Annotated in this window: 13 protein-coding genes; 5 read left to right on the top strand and 8 right to left on the bottom strand. The window is 58.0% G+C overall.

Features of this window, described 5'->3' with window-relative positions; all coding sequences use genetic code 11:
* Positions 1-147 precede the first annotated feature (147 nt).
* The 3 genes from treS (at position 148) to ABRP31_RS14970 (ending at position 4,117) form a co-directional block, all read left to right on the top strand.
* Entirely contained in the window at positions 148-2,214 is a 2,067-nt protein-coding gene (gene treS / locus ABRP31_RS14980; protein ID WP_349972862.1) for a maltose alpha-D-glucosyltransferase, read from the top strand.
* An 85-nt stretch (positions 2,215-2,299) separates the two neighbouring features.
* Complete coding sequence (locus tag ABRP31_RS14975) at positions 2,300-3,634, top strand: HAMP domain-containing sensor histidine kinase (RefSeq protein WP_349972864.1); 1,335 nt, start codon at positions 2,300-2,302, stop codon at positions 3,632-3,634.
* A gap of 57 nt (positions 3,635-3,691) precedes the next feature.
* Positions 3,692-4,117 (top strand): DUF3830 family protein, encoded by a 426-nt coding sequence (locus tag ABRP31_RS14970; protein ID WP_087264214.1) that lies wholly within the window; start codon positions 3,692-3,694, stop codon positions 4,115-4,117.
* Positions 4,118-4,128: 11 nt separating this feature from the next.
* Here the strand turns inward: ABRP31_RS14970 and ABRP31_RS14965 are convergent, their stop codons facing one another.
* The 6 genes from ABRP31_RS14965 to ABRP31_RS14940 all read right to left on the bottom strand — a co-directional run bounded on the left by ABRP31_RS14965 (position 4,129) and on the right by ABRP31_RS14940 (position 10,769).
* Complete coding sequence (locus tag ABRP31_RS14965; RefSeq protein ID WP_349972867.1) at positions 4,129-4,509, bottom strand: YkvA family protein; 381 nt, start codon at positions 4,507-4,509, stop codon at positions 4,129-4,131.
* A gap of 170 nt (positions 4,510-4,679) precedes the next feature.
* Entirely contained in the window at positions 4,680-5,840 is a 1,161-nt protein-coding gene (locus ABRP31_RS14960) for an ABC transporter substrate-binding protein (RefSeq protein ID WP_349972869.1), read from the bottom strand.
* 173 nt (positions 5,841-6,013) lie between these two features.
* Positions 6,014-6,796, bottom strand: a complete 783-nt coding sequence (locus ABRP31_RS14955) for an ABC transporter ATP-binding protein (protein ID WP_349972870.1) — start codon at positions 6,794-6,796, stop codon at positions 6,014-6,016.
* The gene (locus ABRP31_RS14950) at positions 6,793-7,851 is read right to left on the bottom strand and encodes an iron ABC transporter permease (RefSeq protein ID WP_087264222.1); all 1,059 of its coding nucleotides are present in this window, start codon (positions 7,849-7,851) and stop codon (positions 6,793-6,795) included. The genes ABRP31_RS14955 and ABRP31_RS14950 overlap by 4 nt, the downstream gene beginning before the upstream one ends.
* Entirely contained in the window at positions 7,848-10,211 is a 2,364-nt protein-coding gene (locus ABRP31_RS14945; protein WP_349972873.1) for a TonB-dependent receptor, read from the bottom strand. Before ABRP31_RS14945 ends, ABRP31_RS14950 begins: the two co-directional genes overlap by 4 nt.
* A 153-nt stretch (positions 10,212-10,364) precedes the next feature.
* Positions 10,365-10,769 carry a RidA family protein gene (locus tag ABRP31_RS14940; RefSeq protein WP_087264225.1) on the bottom strand — a complete coding sequence of 135 codons (405 nt, stop codon included), beginning with the start codon at positions 10,767-10,769 and terminating at the stop codon, positions 10,365-10,367.
* A gap of 139 nt (positions 10,770-10,908) precedes the next feature.
* On the opposite strand from ABRP31_RS14940, the gene ABRP31_RS14935 reads away from it, so the two are divergent.
* Positions 10,909-11,859 carry a LysR substrate-binding domain-containing protein gene (locus tag ABRP31_RS14935; protein ID WP_349972876.1) on the top strand — a complete coding sequence of 317 codons (951 nt, stop codon included), beginning with the start codon at positions 10,909-10,911 and terminating at the stop codon, positions 11,857-11,859.
* Complete coding sequence (locus ABRP31_RS14930) at positions 11,856-12,869, top strand: GlxA family transcriptional regulator (protein ID WP_349972879.1); 1,014 nt, start codon at positions 11,856-11,858, stop codon at positions 12,867-12,869. The genes ABRP31_RS14935 and ABRP31_RS14930 overlap by 4 nt, the downstream gene beginning before the upstream one ends.
* 140 nt (positions 12,870-13,009) lie before the next feature.
* Here the strand turns inward: ABRP31_RS14930 and ABRP31_RS14925 are convergent, their stop codons facing one another.
* Positions 13,010-13,636: an RraA family protein gene (locus ABRP31_RS14925; RefSeq protein WP_349972881.1), complete on the bottom strand. Its 627-nt coding sequence runs from the start codon at positions 13,634-13,636 to the stop codon at positions 13,010-13,012.
* 2 nt (positions 13,637-13,638) lie between these two features.
* Positions 13,639-14,016 (bottom strand): RidA family protein, encoded by a 378-nt coding sequence (locus tag ABRP31_RS14920; protein ID WP_349972883.1) that lies wholly within the window; start codon positions 14,014-14,016, stop codon positions 13,639-13,641.
* Positions 14,017-14,175 lie beyond the last annotated feature (159 nt).

Below are 14,175 nucleotides of genomic sequence, written 5' to 3'. Positions count from 1 at the left end.
TTGCGTTATAGCCCCCGTTGATCAAACATAAATGCAACGTTTGCCGCCCGTGGCGCTCTTAAAACGGGTAACACATGACTCAATCGGAACAGATGAATTCACTCCGATCGTTTCGCCCGATTCACGAGAAACGGATGATTGGAATTTATGACGACACCGGATAAGCAGTACGTAGAGTGGCTGGTTGAACAATCAATGCTCAATGCCGCACGCCAGCGGGCCAAGTTGTATTCGGGGCAGGGCAGGCTGTGGCAACGCCCGTTCGCCGAATCCCGGCCCAGAGACGCTTCGGCGATTGCTTCCGTCTGGTTTACTGCTTATCCAGCGTCGATCATCACCCGTCAGGGCGGCTCGGTGCTCGAGGCTCTGGGTGATGAAACGCTGTGGCACGCCTTATCGGAAATCGGTATTCAAGGCATTCACAACGGACCACTGAAGACCTCCGGTGGCCTTCAAGGACGGCAACACACACCGACCATCGACGGTAACTTCGACCGGATCAGTTTCGGCATCGACCCTGAACTGGGGACCGATGCGCAGTTACTCAGCCTGAGTCGCATTGCAGCAGCGCATAACGCGGTGGTGATTGATGACGTGATTCCGTCCCACACTGGCAAGGGCTCTGATTTCCGCCTGGCAGAAATGGCGTATGAGGATTATCCGGGCCTGTATCACATGGTCGAGATTCGCGAAGAGGACTGGCAGCTGCTGCCGGATATTCCGGCCGGTCGCGATGCGGTAAACCTGATGCCTGAGGTGGTCGACGCCCTCAAGGACAAGCATTACATCGTTGGGCAGTTACAGCGGGTGATTTTCTTCGAGCCAGGTGTCAAGGAAACCGACTGGAGCGCCACGGGCATTGTTCAGGGCGTGGACGGCAAGGCGCGGCGCTGGGTTTATCTGCATTACTTCAAGGAAGGGCAGCCATCGCTGAACTGGCTGGACCCAAGTTTTGCTGCGCAGCAGATGATCATTGGTGATGCTCTGCATTCCATTGATGTCATGGGCGCACGTGTTTTGCGTCTGGATGCCAACGGTTTCCTCGGTGTCGAGCGCAAGGCTGAAGGCAATGCGTGGTCTGAGAGCCACCCGTTGTCGATTACGGGTAACCAGCTGTTGGGCGGCGCGATTCGCAAGGCGGGCGGTTTCAGTTTTCAGGAGTTGAACCTGACTCTGGATGACATCGCCTCGATGTCTCATGGCGGCGCGGACCTGTCTTATGACTTCATTTCGCGTCCGGCCTATCAGCACGCACTGTTGACCGGTACCACCGAGTTTCTGCGGTTGATGCTGCGTCAGGTTCACGCGTTCGGTATTGATCCTGCGTCGCTGATTCACGCGTTGCAAAACCACGATGAACTGACGCTCGAGCTGGTGCACTTCTGGACGTTGCATGCCCACGACACCTACCACTATCAGGGTCAGACGCTGCCGGGCAATATTCTGCGAGAGCACATCCGCGAGGAAATGTACGAGAAGCTGGCAGGTGAACATGCCCCGTACAACCTGAAATTCGTTACCAATGGCGTGTCCTGTACCACCGCCAGCATCATTACGGCGGCGCTGGGTATTCGTGATCTGGACGCCATCACTGAAGAAGACATTCATAAAATCCAGCACATCCATTTGCTGTTGGTGATGTTCAATGCCATGCAGCCCGGCGTTTTTGCGTTGTCCGGCTGGGATTTGGTCGGCGCGTTGCCACTGCCTGCCGATCAGGTTCAGCACCTGATGCAGGACGGAGATACCCGCTGGATTCACCGTGGGGCCTACGATCTGGTTGATCTGGACCCGGAAGCGGAGGTTTCTGCAGGCAACATGCCGCGTTCACGGACCCTCTACGGCAGCATCGTCAGCCAGTTGCAGCGTCCGGATTCATTTGCTTCGCAGCTGAAAAAAATTCTCGCCGTACGTCGGGCTTACGACATCGCTGCCAGCAAGCAAATCCTGATCCCGGATGTTGAGCATCCAGGTCTGCTGATCATGGTGCATGAGCTGCCAGCCGGGAAGGGCACGCAGATTACTGCGCTGAACTTCAGCTCCGAGCCGATTGTGGAAACCCTGCACCTGCCGGGCATTGCGCCGGGTCCTGTGGTGGACATCATCAACGAGCGGGTTGAGGGCGATCTGACGGAACAGGGCGAGTTCACCATCACCCTGGATGCTTACGAAGGCCTGGCACTGCGCGTGGTCAGTGCAATGCCAGCGTTCTGAGTGGCCGATTCCAGCAGCTCCGTTGACGAAATGACGACATATCTGGCCTGATACTGCCCGGATGTAAAACGTCGACGGAAGTTGCATGGATATCAAACACAGTCTCAAACAGCGCATCGTCATCGTTTTCACGCTGATGAGTACTCTGGTCGCGTTGATATTTGCAGCGGGCATTGTCGTCACCGTGCATCTGGTGGGCAAAAAGCTGACGGCGCTTTCAATGAACGGCGATCTGCACCGGCTGTTGATGATGGATGACGTCGCTAACTGGAGCCACCGACCGGAGAAGGATTCGTTTTTCTACGTGCAGGATGCATCCGGGCTGTTCACCATGCCCGATGTCCTCAAACCGTTGAAACCGGGATTTCACCGGATAAAAAAAGACAACATTGATTATTACGCCATGGTTGATGTGGTTGATGATCGCCAGTACGTGTTGCTCCGTGACCAGACCGCGACCGTGCAGCGCGAACGTATTCTGTTCGCCATCGTATTGGTAGGCTTCGTTCTAAGCGTTCTGTTGGCGTTGTTGTTGGGGAGACTGCTCGCGCAGCGTGTTATGGCTCCGGTGGTAAAGCTGGCTAAGCAGGTGCGTCACAGGGATCAGATCATGGACGCCGCGCCAGCTCTGGCGCCGGATTATGCCCATGACGAGGTTGGCGAGCTGGCGGTGTCTTTCGATGACACGCTCGGTCGCCTGCGTGCCGCGCTGAGCCGGGAAAAAATGTTCACCAGTGACGTCAGTCATGAGCTGCGTACCCCTCTGATGGTGCTGGCCAGCTCCTGTGAACTGCTCCTGGAAAATCCTGCCGTTGATCCGCGCTCGCGTAATCAGGTTCTGCGGATATCCCGGGCCAGCGAAGGCATGCGCCAGCTGGTAGAAACCTTCCTGCTGCTGGCAAGGATCGAAACCGAAGTACCTGGCCAAGGCCCGCGCGCGACACTGGTTGCGGTCGCGGACGAGCTGGTGGATATCTGGCGCAAAGCTATTGAAGAAAAAGGCCTGACCCTGCGGTACGAGCCGGGTGTCGGTTCTGATCGCCTGTACAACGCAACGCTGTTGCATTCGGTGATGAGTAACCTGCTGCGCAATGCCTGGCATTACACCGACGAAGGTTTCATCTCTTTAAGCCTGCACGGTGACCGTTTTTCGGTGCAGGACAGCGGCATTGGCATTCCGCTTGAAAAGCAGCAGGCCATGTTCCAGCCTTTCGTCAGGGGGGATGAGCAGCGTGGGGAAGGTCTCGGCCTGGGTCTTTCGCTGGTGCAGCGCATCTGCCTCCACCAGGGTTGGTCGGTGAACCTGGAAAGCCGTGTGCCCCATGGATGCTGTTTTGAGGTGAGCCTCGCTGCCTCGGCGGTTCGTGCGGACAAGCCCGACAGCATTCGAAAACCTGATTCGGTCAGTCAGCCTGCCTAGGCGCTGATACGTAGTGTCGCCACCTGATCAACTCACTTACCTTGAGAGCAGCTCTGCATGACCACTCTGAAAATCACTGCCGGCGGATACGAGTTTCTCGCTGAAACCAATCCTGATGCCCCGCACACTGTTGCCGCATTTCTGAAATTGCTGCCGTATCGCCAGAAACTGATCCATGTTCGCTGGAGTGGTGAAGGCTGTTGGGTCCCGCTGGGTGAGTACCAGTTGCTATTGGAAAATCAGCCGATCGGTTTTGAAAATCACACCAGTCATCCATCGGTGGGCGACATCCTGTTTTATCCGGGACCGTACAGCGAGACAGAAATCCTCATTGCCTACGGTTCATGCTGCTTCGCCAGCAAGATGGGCCAATTGGCTGGCAACCACTTTCTGACCGTTGTGCAGGGCAAGGAAAACCTGCGCGCACTGGGTGTGAAAACCCTGTGGGATGGTGCGCAAGACGTACTCTTCGAGCTGGCCTGAGTCGATCGGGTCTAGCCGGTAAACATTTTCCAGACGGCCCAGGCGATCAGCAGCCAGATCAATACGATACAGGCGACCATCCAGCCGCGCCCCTTAAGCTTGATTCGCTCGCCTGCCATGGCTTCAGCTTCAGGGCGGCAGCGCTGCTGCAACGTGTCCGGAATCAGGCGCAGGGCGAGGGCGATCCCGAGTGGTAAAAGGATCACATCGTCCAGAAAGCCCAGCACCGGGATGAAGTCAGGGATCAGATCAATCGGGCTCACGGCGTAAGCCACGGTGACCAACGCAACGATCTTTGGCAGCCATGGCATGTCCGGCTGACGGCAGCACAACCAGAGCAGAATCAGATTGGCTTTGAGGTGGCGAGCCCAAAGCTTCAGTTGTTTAATCATAAAGGTTCTCGTTGATCTGGATGGGCTCGGCCGGCTAAAGGCAACGCAAGCCCTGTAGGAGCTCACCGAGGTTACGAGGCCAGCGATAGCGGTCTGTCTGACACTCCCCCTCGCTGGCCTCGTAACCTCGGTGAACGCCTGCTGGGATCGTTGTTTGCGGCTCAGTTGCGTCACCCTTCAACCGGTGTGAAGCAAACCTGCTTATGAAACACAAACGGCATGTCGGGTAGCGAGGTGAATTCGCGGATCAACGTTCGATACTCTGCATCCGGGTCGAGATCAGCAAATTGGTCAGGCCAGAATATTTTCGCCAGCCATTGTGCCCCAACTATGTTGAAGACACTGTTGTAAAACTGGTGATTGAGGCCCTGGACGCACGCTTTTGCTGAGCTCGCCGTGGCGCTGAAGCCGGGGCGGGACATCAAACGCTGCATTTCGCTGTTGATGCGCTCGGCATTGGCGCCGTAGCCAAAAGGGATCGCGGTGACGCCATTGCGCAGGCGCTGAGTGCCGGTCATCAAGTAGACGTCGGGTTTACTCAGGATCAAGGTTTCCAGCGCCACATCGGCGGACTCGCTGCGCAAGTAGCGTGAGCCCAGGTTGATTGCCCCGAGGTTCTCTATCAGCAAGCCCCAACCGGCGTGCGCTTGAGTGTGGCAACAGCCGCCAGCCCCGGCCTGTCCCGCTCGGGCTTCGACGAATACTTTTGGTGCTGGCAGACCCGCAGCTGTCTCTCGCAGTCGGGCCAGTTGCCGCCGATAGACCTGCAAGTAAGCGTTTGCGTTGTCTTCACGGCCCAGCACCTGGCCTAGCAGTTCCAGACTGCGCGGCACGTTCACTAGCGGGTCCAGCTCATTGTCGACGTAGATCAGCGGGATGCCCAAACGCTCAAGAACGCTATTGAGCACCGTGTTCTCGATGGCTGCCCGGCCACTCAGACGAGCAACAATAAGGTCAGGATGGGTACGCAACAGGCTTTCGATGTCCAACTGGCCGGTGTCGGGGAAGTCGAGGTCCTGAATTTTATTCGCCTGTGGCCAACGTTGACGGACCACGTTCCACAGCCCCGGATCGGAGCTGGCCAGATTGTTATCCCAGGCGACGACCCGGGCCAGCGGGTTGTCACGTTCCAGCAGGGCCAGGGACAAAAGAATATTGCTGTCCTGCAACACGATACGTTGCGGGGCATGGGGCAGGGTGACGCTACGCCCGGCGAGATCAGTGACGGTGATTGGGTAGTTGGCAGCTTGAGTGGCCGTGCAGAGTAGAAACAGCAGGCCCGCAATTATCAATGCACCGCTTTTCAGGCAATTGCGCGGAGTCAATGACACCCCGCGCGCCTCCTGTGGGAGCGGTGCTTGCCCGCGATTTGGGCACCGCGTTCCATCCGGTACATCGTGTAATCGTTTATCGCGGGCAAGCTCTGCTCCCACAAGTTCGGCGTCATCCGGCGTCAGGACCTGTAGAAGCAGGGACAGTTGTTGGAGCGAGGCTTTTGAGAGGTTCATGCCACCGACCCATCGACATGAATCTGCACCCGGCCCAGGCTGCAGCGCTCGACTCTGGCCTGAACCCGATAGACCTGCTCCAGCATGCCCGGAGTCAGGGTTTGTTCGGGCGTGCCTGCAGCGTTCAAACGACCGCGTTCAAGCACCATGATCTGATCGGCCCAGCGTGCTGCAAGCCCCAGATCATGGAGGACCACAACCACAATGCGGCCCTGATCGGCCAGTTGCCGGACCATGCTCATGACGTCGTTCTGGTAGCGCAAATCCAGTGCGCTGGTAGGTTCATCGAGCAACAGCAGGCGCGGCTGGCGAATGACCGCTTGCGCCAGGCTGACCATTTGGCGCTGCCCGCCGGACAGACTGTCCAGGGAGTGCAGTGCCAGGTGCAGAATGCCCAATTGCTCCAGCACAGCGCAGGCTTTGTTTTGTTGCTCCTTCGCACTGCCGACCATGGCCAGCGAATCTCCGCCGCGTAACGCGCCGAGCAATGTCTCCAGCACGCTCAAGGCAATGCCGTCCGGCAAGGTTTGCGGCATGAAGCCCAATACGGCGGCCCGTTCGCGACGCTTGCAGCGCAGCAGATCCAGTTCACCAAGACGGATTTCCCCGGTTGCCGACAACAGTCCGGCAAGGCTGCGCAGCAGGGTCGATTTGCCAGCTCCATTGGGGCCGACCAGCGCCACTACCTGACCTGGGGCAATGTCTGGCAGATCAATGCCATGCAACACCGCGCTGCGCTTGTAGCCAACACTCAGGTTGCGTACTTGCAACAGGCTCATGTCCGGCCTCGCTTGAGAATCAGGCTCATGAACAGTGGTACGCCGACCACTGCGGTCACGATGCCGATCGGCAGCACCACGCCCGGAATCAGCTGTTTGCTGACAATTGCCGATAGCGACATGATCAACGCGCCCATCAAGGCGCTGACCGGCAGGAAGAACCGGTGATCTTCGCCAATCAGCATGCGCGCAATGTGCGGTCCAACCAGGCCGATAAAGCCAATGGTGCCGACGAAGGCAACGGCGGTGGCCGCCAGTAGGCTGATACGCAGCAAAGCGCCCAGACGCAGGCGAGCGACATCAATACCCAGTGTGGCTGCACGTTCGTCTCCCAGGCGCAGGGTGGTCATTTGCCATGACGCGCGCAGGCTGAACGGCAAGACCAGAAAGAACACGACGGCCAGTGTCTGCACTGCGGGCCAACTGGCTCGGCTCAGGCTGCCCATGCTCCAGAACACCAATTGCTGCAAGGCATCCGCAGATGCCAGATATTGCAGCAGGGCAACCATGGCATTGAAGCTGAAGACTAAAGCAATGCCGAACAGCACCAATGACTGCACGCCACCGGTAAGGCTGGCGACCGCCTGCAACAGCAACACCGAGGCAAAGGCAAAGATGAAAGCATTGGCCGTGATCAACCAGCTGCCTGGCACCCCGGGAATCCCCAGGTCCAGCACAATCGCCAGCGCGGCACCAAAGGATGCCGCCGACGACACGCCCAGAGTGAACGGGCTCGCCAGTGGATTGTTGAGGATGGTCTGCATCTCCGCACCGGCCAGCGACAGCGCGGCACCCACCAATACAGCCATCAGCGCGAAAGGCAGACGCAATTCGCGGACGATCACCTGAGTATCGGGGTCGACGCTGCCGGGGTCGAATATCGCCAGCAAGACTTCGCTGGCGGCGAACCGGGTAGTACCCAGGGTGATGTCAGCCACCAGACAAGCCAGCAACGTCGCGACCAGCACGCCGCAGATCCACAGACGTTTACGCAGAATGTTGCGGTAGGCGACATGCAGGGTTTCGGCATTCAGTGTGGACGGCGGAGGACTCAAAACTTAGCGCTCACACTGGCAATGAACGAGGCGGGTGCGCCTGCGTAGTTACCATCGGTGCCCGCTGCGGTTTCGATGTACTTACGATCAGTCAGGTTGCGGCCTTTGAGGGAGACACGGATGTTCTCATCAATGTCGTAGAACACACTGGCGTCGATCCGGGCATATCCGCCCACATCATACGAATTGTCGATATTGCCCTGGCGTTCACCCACCGCGATCACGCCAGCACCAAAGCCCAGGCCTTTCATCGGACCGGTCTGCAGTTGATAGCTGGACCAGACTGAACCGCTGAGGATCGGTACGCCGTCCAGGCGGTTGCCAGTTTCGATTTCAGTGTCCTTGGTGACTTTGGCGTCCAGAGCGCTGACGTTGCCGATGATTTCCCAGCCTTCCAGCGGTGTGCCGCTGACATCCAGCTCAACGCCGCGTACGCGTTGTTCGCCGGTTTGCACGGAGTAATTGTCGTCAGTCGGATCGGGCGCCGCCACGTTCTGGCGGGTGATCTCGAATACCGACAGGGTTGCGCTGAGGCGATCAGGAATCAGATCAAATTTTGCGCCGACCTCATATTGCTCACCTTCTTCCGGGTCCAGCGTACTGCCGCTGCGTTGGACATCGCTCTGTGGGGTAAACGATGTGCTGTAGCTGGCGTAGAGCGCGAGCCAGTCAACGGGCTGGTAAACCAGACCTAAGCGCGGGGAAACCTTGGTAGGGTCCAGATTGGTCTTGGTGACTTCGTAGTCCGCATTGGTCGAGGTATTGCGCTGACGAGTGTCGTCATAACGCGCGCCGACAATCAGCTTCCATTGTTCGCTCAGGTCAATCTGATCCTGAAGATAAAAACTGTAGGACTCGACTTTGTAATCGTTTTCCTCATTGAACGCGAACGTATCAGGCCGGGCACCGTAAACTGGATTGTAAATATCGATAGAGCCCAGGGTCGCGCGATCACTGGCGACATTGCGCTTGCCGTCGATGTACTCGAAACCCGCCAGTGCCGTGTGATTCAGGCCACCGGTGGCGAAGCGCGCAATGGCTTCAAACTGCATGTCCAGGGTTCTGATGCGCTCATCACCATCGGTGGCACGACGGCGCAGGGTACGGCCGTCGGCCTCCAGGTCACGCAAATCGACGACATAACGATCTTTGTGAGACTGGTCCCAGCGGGTCATCTGGCGCAGGGTCAGCCAGTCGTTGACGTCATGTTCGGCGCGATACCAGACCGAAACCTTGTCAGCTTTGTCGCGCGACCACGATTCGTGCAAATAACGGTCGGCGCTCATGTTGATCTTGCCGTTGACCGGGATTAGCCCTCTGTCGAACGGACTGGTCTGGTTGATGTATTCCAGGCCAGCATCCACTCGCGTGGTATCGGTGGGTTCCCAGCGCAGTGTCGGCGCAACATAGGTGCGCTTGCTGTCGCGGAATGTGTCGCGAAAACCCCGCTCGGTCTGGGTCGCAACGGTCATGCGCCCGGCCAGGGTTTTAGCTTCGTCCATTGGTCCGCTGGCGTTGGCTTCAAGACGATAGAAGTCATAGGAGCCGGCCTGCGCTGTGACCTCGGCTTCGGGCGTGAAGCTTGGTTGCCGGGTCACCAGGTTGATCAGGCCGCCGGGATTACCACGGCCGTACAGTACGGACGCTGGCCCTTTGAGGACTTCCACACGTTCGACGTTGGCCAGATCACGCAGGGCTTCAGGGCGGGACACCAGCGGATTGATCAGCATGCCATCCACCGCATACGTAGTGGCTTTGAAACCGCGAATGATGAAGCTTTCCGAAGAACCGCCATGGCTGTTGCCGCGCTGCACGCTGCTGACGTTGGTCAACGCATCACCGAGGTTGTTGACTTGCTGGTCTTCAAGCACCTGACGCGAGACCACCTGGATGGATTGCGGAACGTCGCGCAGGGCCGTGTCAGTCTTGGTTCCTGTGGCGCTGCGGGTTGCGCGATAACCCTGGACCGGGCCGTCTGCGTGTTCGACAAAACCAGTGGAGGTAATCGTCGAAGGCGCCAGGTTGATCGATCCGCTGGCAGGCTGCGCGAACAACAATAGCGTGCGGTCATCGGTCAGTGACCAGCCCAGACCTGAGTCTCTGAGTAACTGCGTCAGCGCTTCGCGCTCACTGAGTTCACCGCTGATTGCCGGCGCAGTCTTGCCTGCCGCCAAGGCAGCGTCAAAGCTCAACTGCAATTGATTCTGCCGGGCGAACTGCGCCAGCGCCGAAGCCAATGGCTGTGCGCTCATGCTGTAGCGCAGGGTGCGCGGGCTTTCAGAGGCTTCGGCAGCCCAGCTGTTGCCCATCGGCAGCATGATCAGGAGGGCAAGAGACGGCAATGCAGATAGGCGCGGCATTAATACGATCCTTCATACGTCTTGGTTACGTTTGCGAAAAATTCTCAAACTGACCATCAAAGACGTAACGCTCCGGGATTTTTCTCAAAGCCGGTGAAAAAAACATAAAAAAAATGTCGAGGACGACGATCAGCACTCGTCCTCGTGGGGTTGTCAGTGCGTGGCAGCCTCTGGAATTCTGGCGATTACCTTGATCTCGAAGTCAAAGCCGTACAGCCAGGTCACGCCCACCCCGGTCAATGTCGGGTGCGGCGCATTACCCCAGAACTCCGGTACGATTTTCCAGATGGTCTCGAACCTGGAGGCGGGATCGACGATGAATACCGTGACGTCAATGACATCGTCAAATGTGCAGCCGGCCGACCCCAGAATGGCATTGAGGTTCTCAAAAGCGCGCCGGACCTGGTTCTCCAGATCAGGCTCGGGCGAGCCATCTTCCTGGCTACCGACCTGACCAGAGACGAACAGAAAACCGTTGGAGCGGATTGCCGGTGAGTAACGGTTGCGCTCGTAAAGCGCTTGGCGACCGGGTGGAAATACAACGTCACGTTGGCTCATGGTGGGCTTCCTTCTAGTGGATTGAGTGAGGAGTCGACGAAACAGACTCTAAGCACTTGCACCCACTGGATAAACGAGCAACCTTAGTCAGCACTGTTTGCGAATCCCAAACAATCCAGACGTTTTAGCCGGGGCAGCAATGGACCGTTTTGATGCGATGCAGGCCTTTGTACGGGTCGTAGAGGCGGGCAGCTTTACCAAAGCGGCCGATACGCTGCACATGAGCAAGACCACCGTGACCCAATTGATTCAGCAACTGGAAGCCAGGTTGCGGGTCAAGTTGCTCCATCGCACAACGCGCAAGGTCAACGTGACTGCTGACGGCGCCGTGTATTACGAGCGGGCGGTTAGGCTCCTGGCCGACCTCGATGACGCAGAAACCAGTCTTTCCAGTGCCGCAGCGTTGCCCAGAGGCCGGTTGCGCGTGGACGTGCCGAGCCCATTGGCGCGAATGGTCCTGATGCCAGCGATGCCAGCGTTTCACAGGAAATATCCGGACATTCAGATCGACATGGGCGTCAGTGACCGTGTGGTCGACCTGATTGGCGATAACGTGGACTGCGTCGTGCGCGGCGGTGAACTCACCGATCAGTCGTTGATTGCCCGCCGGGTGGGGGATTTGCAGCTTGGGGTTTATGCCGCTCCCGGCTATCTGGAACGCCTGGGCACGCCCGCGCACCCTCGTGAGCTGGAAGATTCACTGCACCGGATCGTCGGTTTTTTGTGGGCCCGTACCGGCAAAGCCCTGCCGTACGCCATGCATAACAATGACGAGCATCTGCACATCAACGGACAGCACGTTTTGACGGTGGACGACGGCAACGCCTATCTCGCAGCCGGTCTGGCCGGTATGGGCGTGCTCTGGCTGCCCGATTACATGGCAAAGCCGCACTTGGCAGGTGGTGAGTTGGTCCGGCTATTCGAGGGCTGGCAGATGGAGCCGATGCCGTTATACGTAGCGTTCCCGCCCAATCGACACATCAGCATCAAGGTCAGAGTGTTCATTGATTGGGTTGCAGAACTGATGGCGGTGCATGGGCCGGTCGCCGACCGGTATTCGGTTGAAGAGACAGAGAACCCCGCGACATGAACGAGCGACGTCAATTCAGCGGCGGCATGAAGGGCAAGAATTTCCGTTATCTCGGAGATGACTCAACGGCTTCAACTCGCCAGACGAGAGCCGGATTTTTGCTGCTCGAGTACTTCTCGCTGCCTGCATTCACTCAGGCGCTGGACACCATCATCACCGCAAATCTGCTGCGTCCCGGTTTGTTTACGACCCGTACCTTCGGGTTGCAGGAGGGCGAAGTCGTCAGCGATCTAGGGTTAGTGATTCGACCGGATGCGCAGCTGACCTTTGCGGAAATAAAGGGGCTGGACTTGCTGGTTATCTGTGGCGGCTACCGGACTGAGCTCAAGCATTACCCTGAGCTGTCCGCGCTACTGAATCTGGCGGCGGAGCAGGGTACTGCACTCGCGGGCTTGTGGAATGGCGCGTGGTTTCTGGGTGTTGCCGGTTTGCTCGACAGTTACCGTTGCGCGATCCATCCAGAGCATCGTCCTGCACTGGCTGAAATCTGCAAAGTCACCCACGTCACTAGCGAACCGTTTGTAGTGGACCGGGACCGCTTGACGGCCGCCAGTCCTTCAGGCGCTTTTCACATGGCGCTGGAGTGGATCAAGGCGCTGCATGACAAAGCACTGGTTGAAGGCATTGAGGACATTCTTTCTTTTGAGGAGTCCCGTTATCGGCGTATCAAGAGTTCTGCCCATCTGTCGCTCAGCGCACCGTTGCGTGAGGTGGTGAAACTGATGGATGCCAACCTTGAAGAACCACTGGAAATGGAACAACTGGTGAGGTACGCCGGTCGCTCTCGTCGTCAGGTCGAGCGCTTGTTCCGGGAGCAGTTGGGCACCACACCACAGCGCTATTACCTCGAGCTGCGTATCACCGAAGCCCGTCGCTTACTGCAGCACACCGAAATGTCCCAGGTCGAAGTGCTAGTTGCCTGCGGATTCGTCTCGCCCAGCCATTTCAGCAAGTGCTACAACGCGTTCTTTGGTTATCGGCCGTCAAAAGAGAAGCGGCTGGTTCGGTAGATAGCGGCTCATTAGGTTACGTGAGGTTCACAGCAGTGGCTTCAGTCGCGAGGGCGGGGGCAAAATTTCTGAACAGTTATCAGGAATAACCCTCTCCCGGCTAAGCCACTCCCAAGGCATGCCCAGCGACCTGCGCCTTATTAATGTGTGCTGCCGTCCAGTTTCAACAGCGTCTCAACCGCTTCCCCTGCCTGCAAACGTTGTATCAACAACGGTTCTGCAGCATCACTGGCCAGCGCAATATCGATCACTTGTTCAAGTGCTTCACTGCTGGTGATCAACAAGCCATTGTCATCGCCCATCACCCAATCGCCCGGCTCAACCCTGACACCTCCACATTTGATCGGTATCGCCACGGCACTGCCGGTATCACTGCACAACTTGGTGGTCAGCAAACTGGTACCTCGGGCAAATATCGGCAACCCCGCGCCGCGCAGTTCGACGATATCGGTAACGGCACCGTCGACGATGATTGCTTTTGCCCCGCGTGCCGTTGCGGCACTGGAGGTGACCGTGCCGACGCACGCGTGGCGGTGATCGCCTTGCATGTCCACGATCAGCACGTCGCCTTCGGCCAGGCTGGCCAGCGCCCGATTGACGGCGAAGGCATCAGCGTTGGCGACCTTCAACGTAAAAGCGCGACCCACCACCTTCACGTTACTGAGCATTGAACGGATTTCGTGGGAGACGAATCCTTCCTCAAGGAAATGCCCCAACGTAGCGAAGCTGACGCGCTCCAGTTTTTCCCGCAGTTCTTCATCGCTCATCGTTATGCTTCCTTTAATTGCGCAATACAGTCGATTTCCAGTGATACGCCCCACAGCGATACGCAGACCGTGGTCCGTGCCGGTGGCGCATGGCCGAGCACTTCGCTGTAGACCCGATTGAAGGGTTCAAGCTGCGCGGGATCGGTCAGGTAACTGTTGACCTTGATCACATGATCGAAGTCCGACCCGGCCTCGATCAGGATCGCTTCCAGATTGCGCAGTGTCTGGCGCACCTGCTCTTCAAATGTTTCTGGCTGCGAGTCCAGCCCGTCAAAGGCCGGGATCTGCCCGGCGGTGAAGACGAGAGTGCCGCTGATGACTGCCTGGGAGTAAGGCCCGACCGGGCCGATGGTGCCTGGCGCTGAGTTGATGCGTTTCATGCTGATCCTCGTGTTCTCTGAAGGCCCTGACACCGAGTTGTCGAGCGTTGACTGCAGGAGCTGCTGAAGGCTGCGATGACGATGACTCAGGCCAATCGCTTTCGCAGCGTTCGGCAGCCCGTACAGGGTTGTCGGTAGTTCAGGGGGTAGTGGGTCTCA

The sequence above is a fragment of the Pseudomonas caspiana genome (assembly GCF_040224095.2).
Taxonomy (GTDB): domain Bacteria; phylum Pseudomonadota; class Gammaproteobacteria; order Pseudomonadales; family Pseudomonadaceae; genus Aquipseudomonas; species Aquipseudomonas caspiana.
Note: the sequence above shows the minus strand (reverse complement) of the source record. Positions and strands in the feature narration are given on the sequence as shown.

What these genes read in the sequence shown, in the direction of transcription:
- treS (WP_349972862.1), top strand. Translation starts at nt 148, where the DNA reads ATGACGACACCGGATAAGCAGTACGTAGAGTGGCTGGTTGAACAATCA.
- ABRP31_RS14975 (WP_349972864.1), top strand. Translation starts at nt 2,300, where the DNA reads ATGGATATCAAACACAGTCTCAAACAGCGCATCGTCATCGTTTTCACG.
- ABRP31_RS14970 (WP_087264214.1), top strand. Translation starts at nt 3,692, where the DNA reads ATGACCACTCTGAAAATCACTGCCGGCGGATACGAGTTTCTCGCTGAA.
- ABRP31_RS14965 (WP_349972867.1), bottom strand. Translation starts at nt 4,509, where the DNA reads ATGATTAAACAACTGAAGCTTTGGGCTCGCCACCTCAAAGCCAATCTG.
- ABRP31_RS14955 (WP_349972870.1), bottom strand. Translation starts at nt 6,796, where the DNA reads ATGAGCCTGTTGCAAGTACGCAACCTGAGTGTTGGCTACAAGCGCAGC.
- ABRP31_RS14945 (WP_349972873.1), bottom strand. Translation starts at nt 10,211, where the DNA reads ATGCCGCGCCTATCTGCATTGCCGTCTCTTGCCCTCCTGATCATGCTG.
- ABRP31_RS14940 (WP_087264225.1), bottom strand. Translation starts at nt 10,769, where the DNA reads ATGAGCCAACGTGACGTTGTATTTCCACCCGGTCGCCAAGCGCTTTAC.
- ABRP31_RS14935 (WP_349972876.1), top strand. Translation starts at nt 10,909, where the DNA reads ATGGACCGTTTTGATGCGATGCAGGCCTTTGTACGGGTCGTAGAGGCG.
- ABRP31_RS14930 (WP_349972879.1), top strand. Translation starts at nt 11,856, where the DNA reads ATGAACGAGCGACGTCAATTCAGCGGCGGCATGAAGGGCAAGAATTTC.
- ABRP31_RS14925 (WP_349972881.1), bottom strand. Translation starts at nt 13,636, where the DNA reads ATGAGCGATGAAGAACTGCGGGAAAAACTGGAGCGCGTCAGCTTCGCT.
- ABRP31_RS14920 (WP_349972883.1), bottom strand. Translation starts at nt 14,016, where the DNA reads ATGAAACGCATCAACTCAGCGCCAGGCACCATCGGCCCGGTCGGGCCT.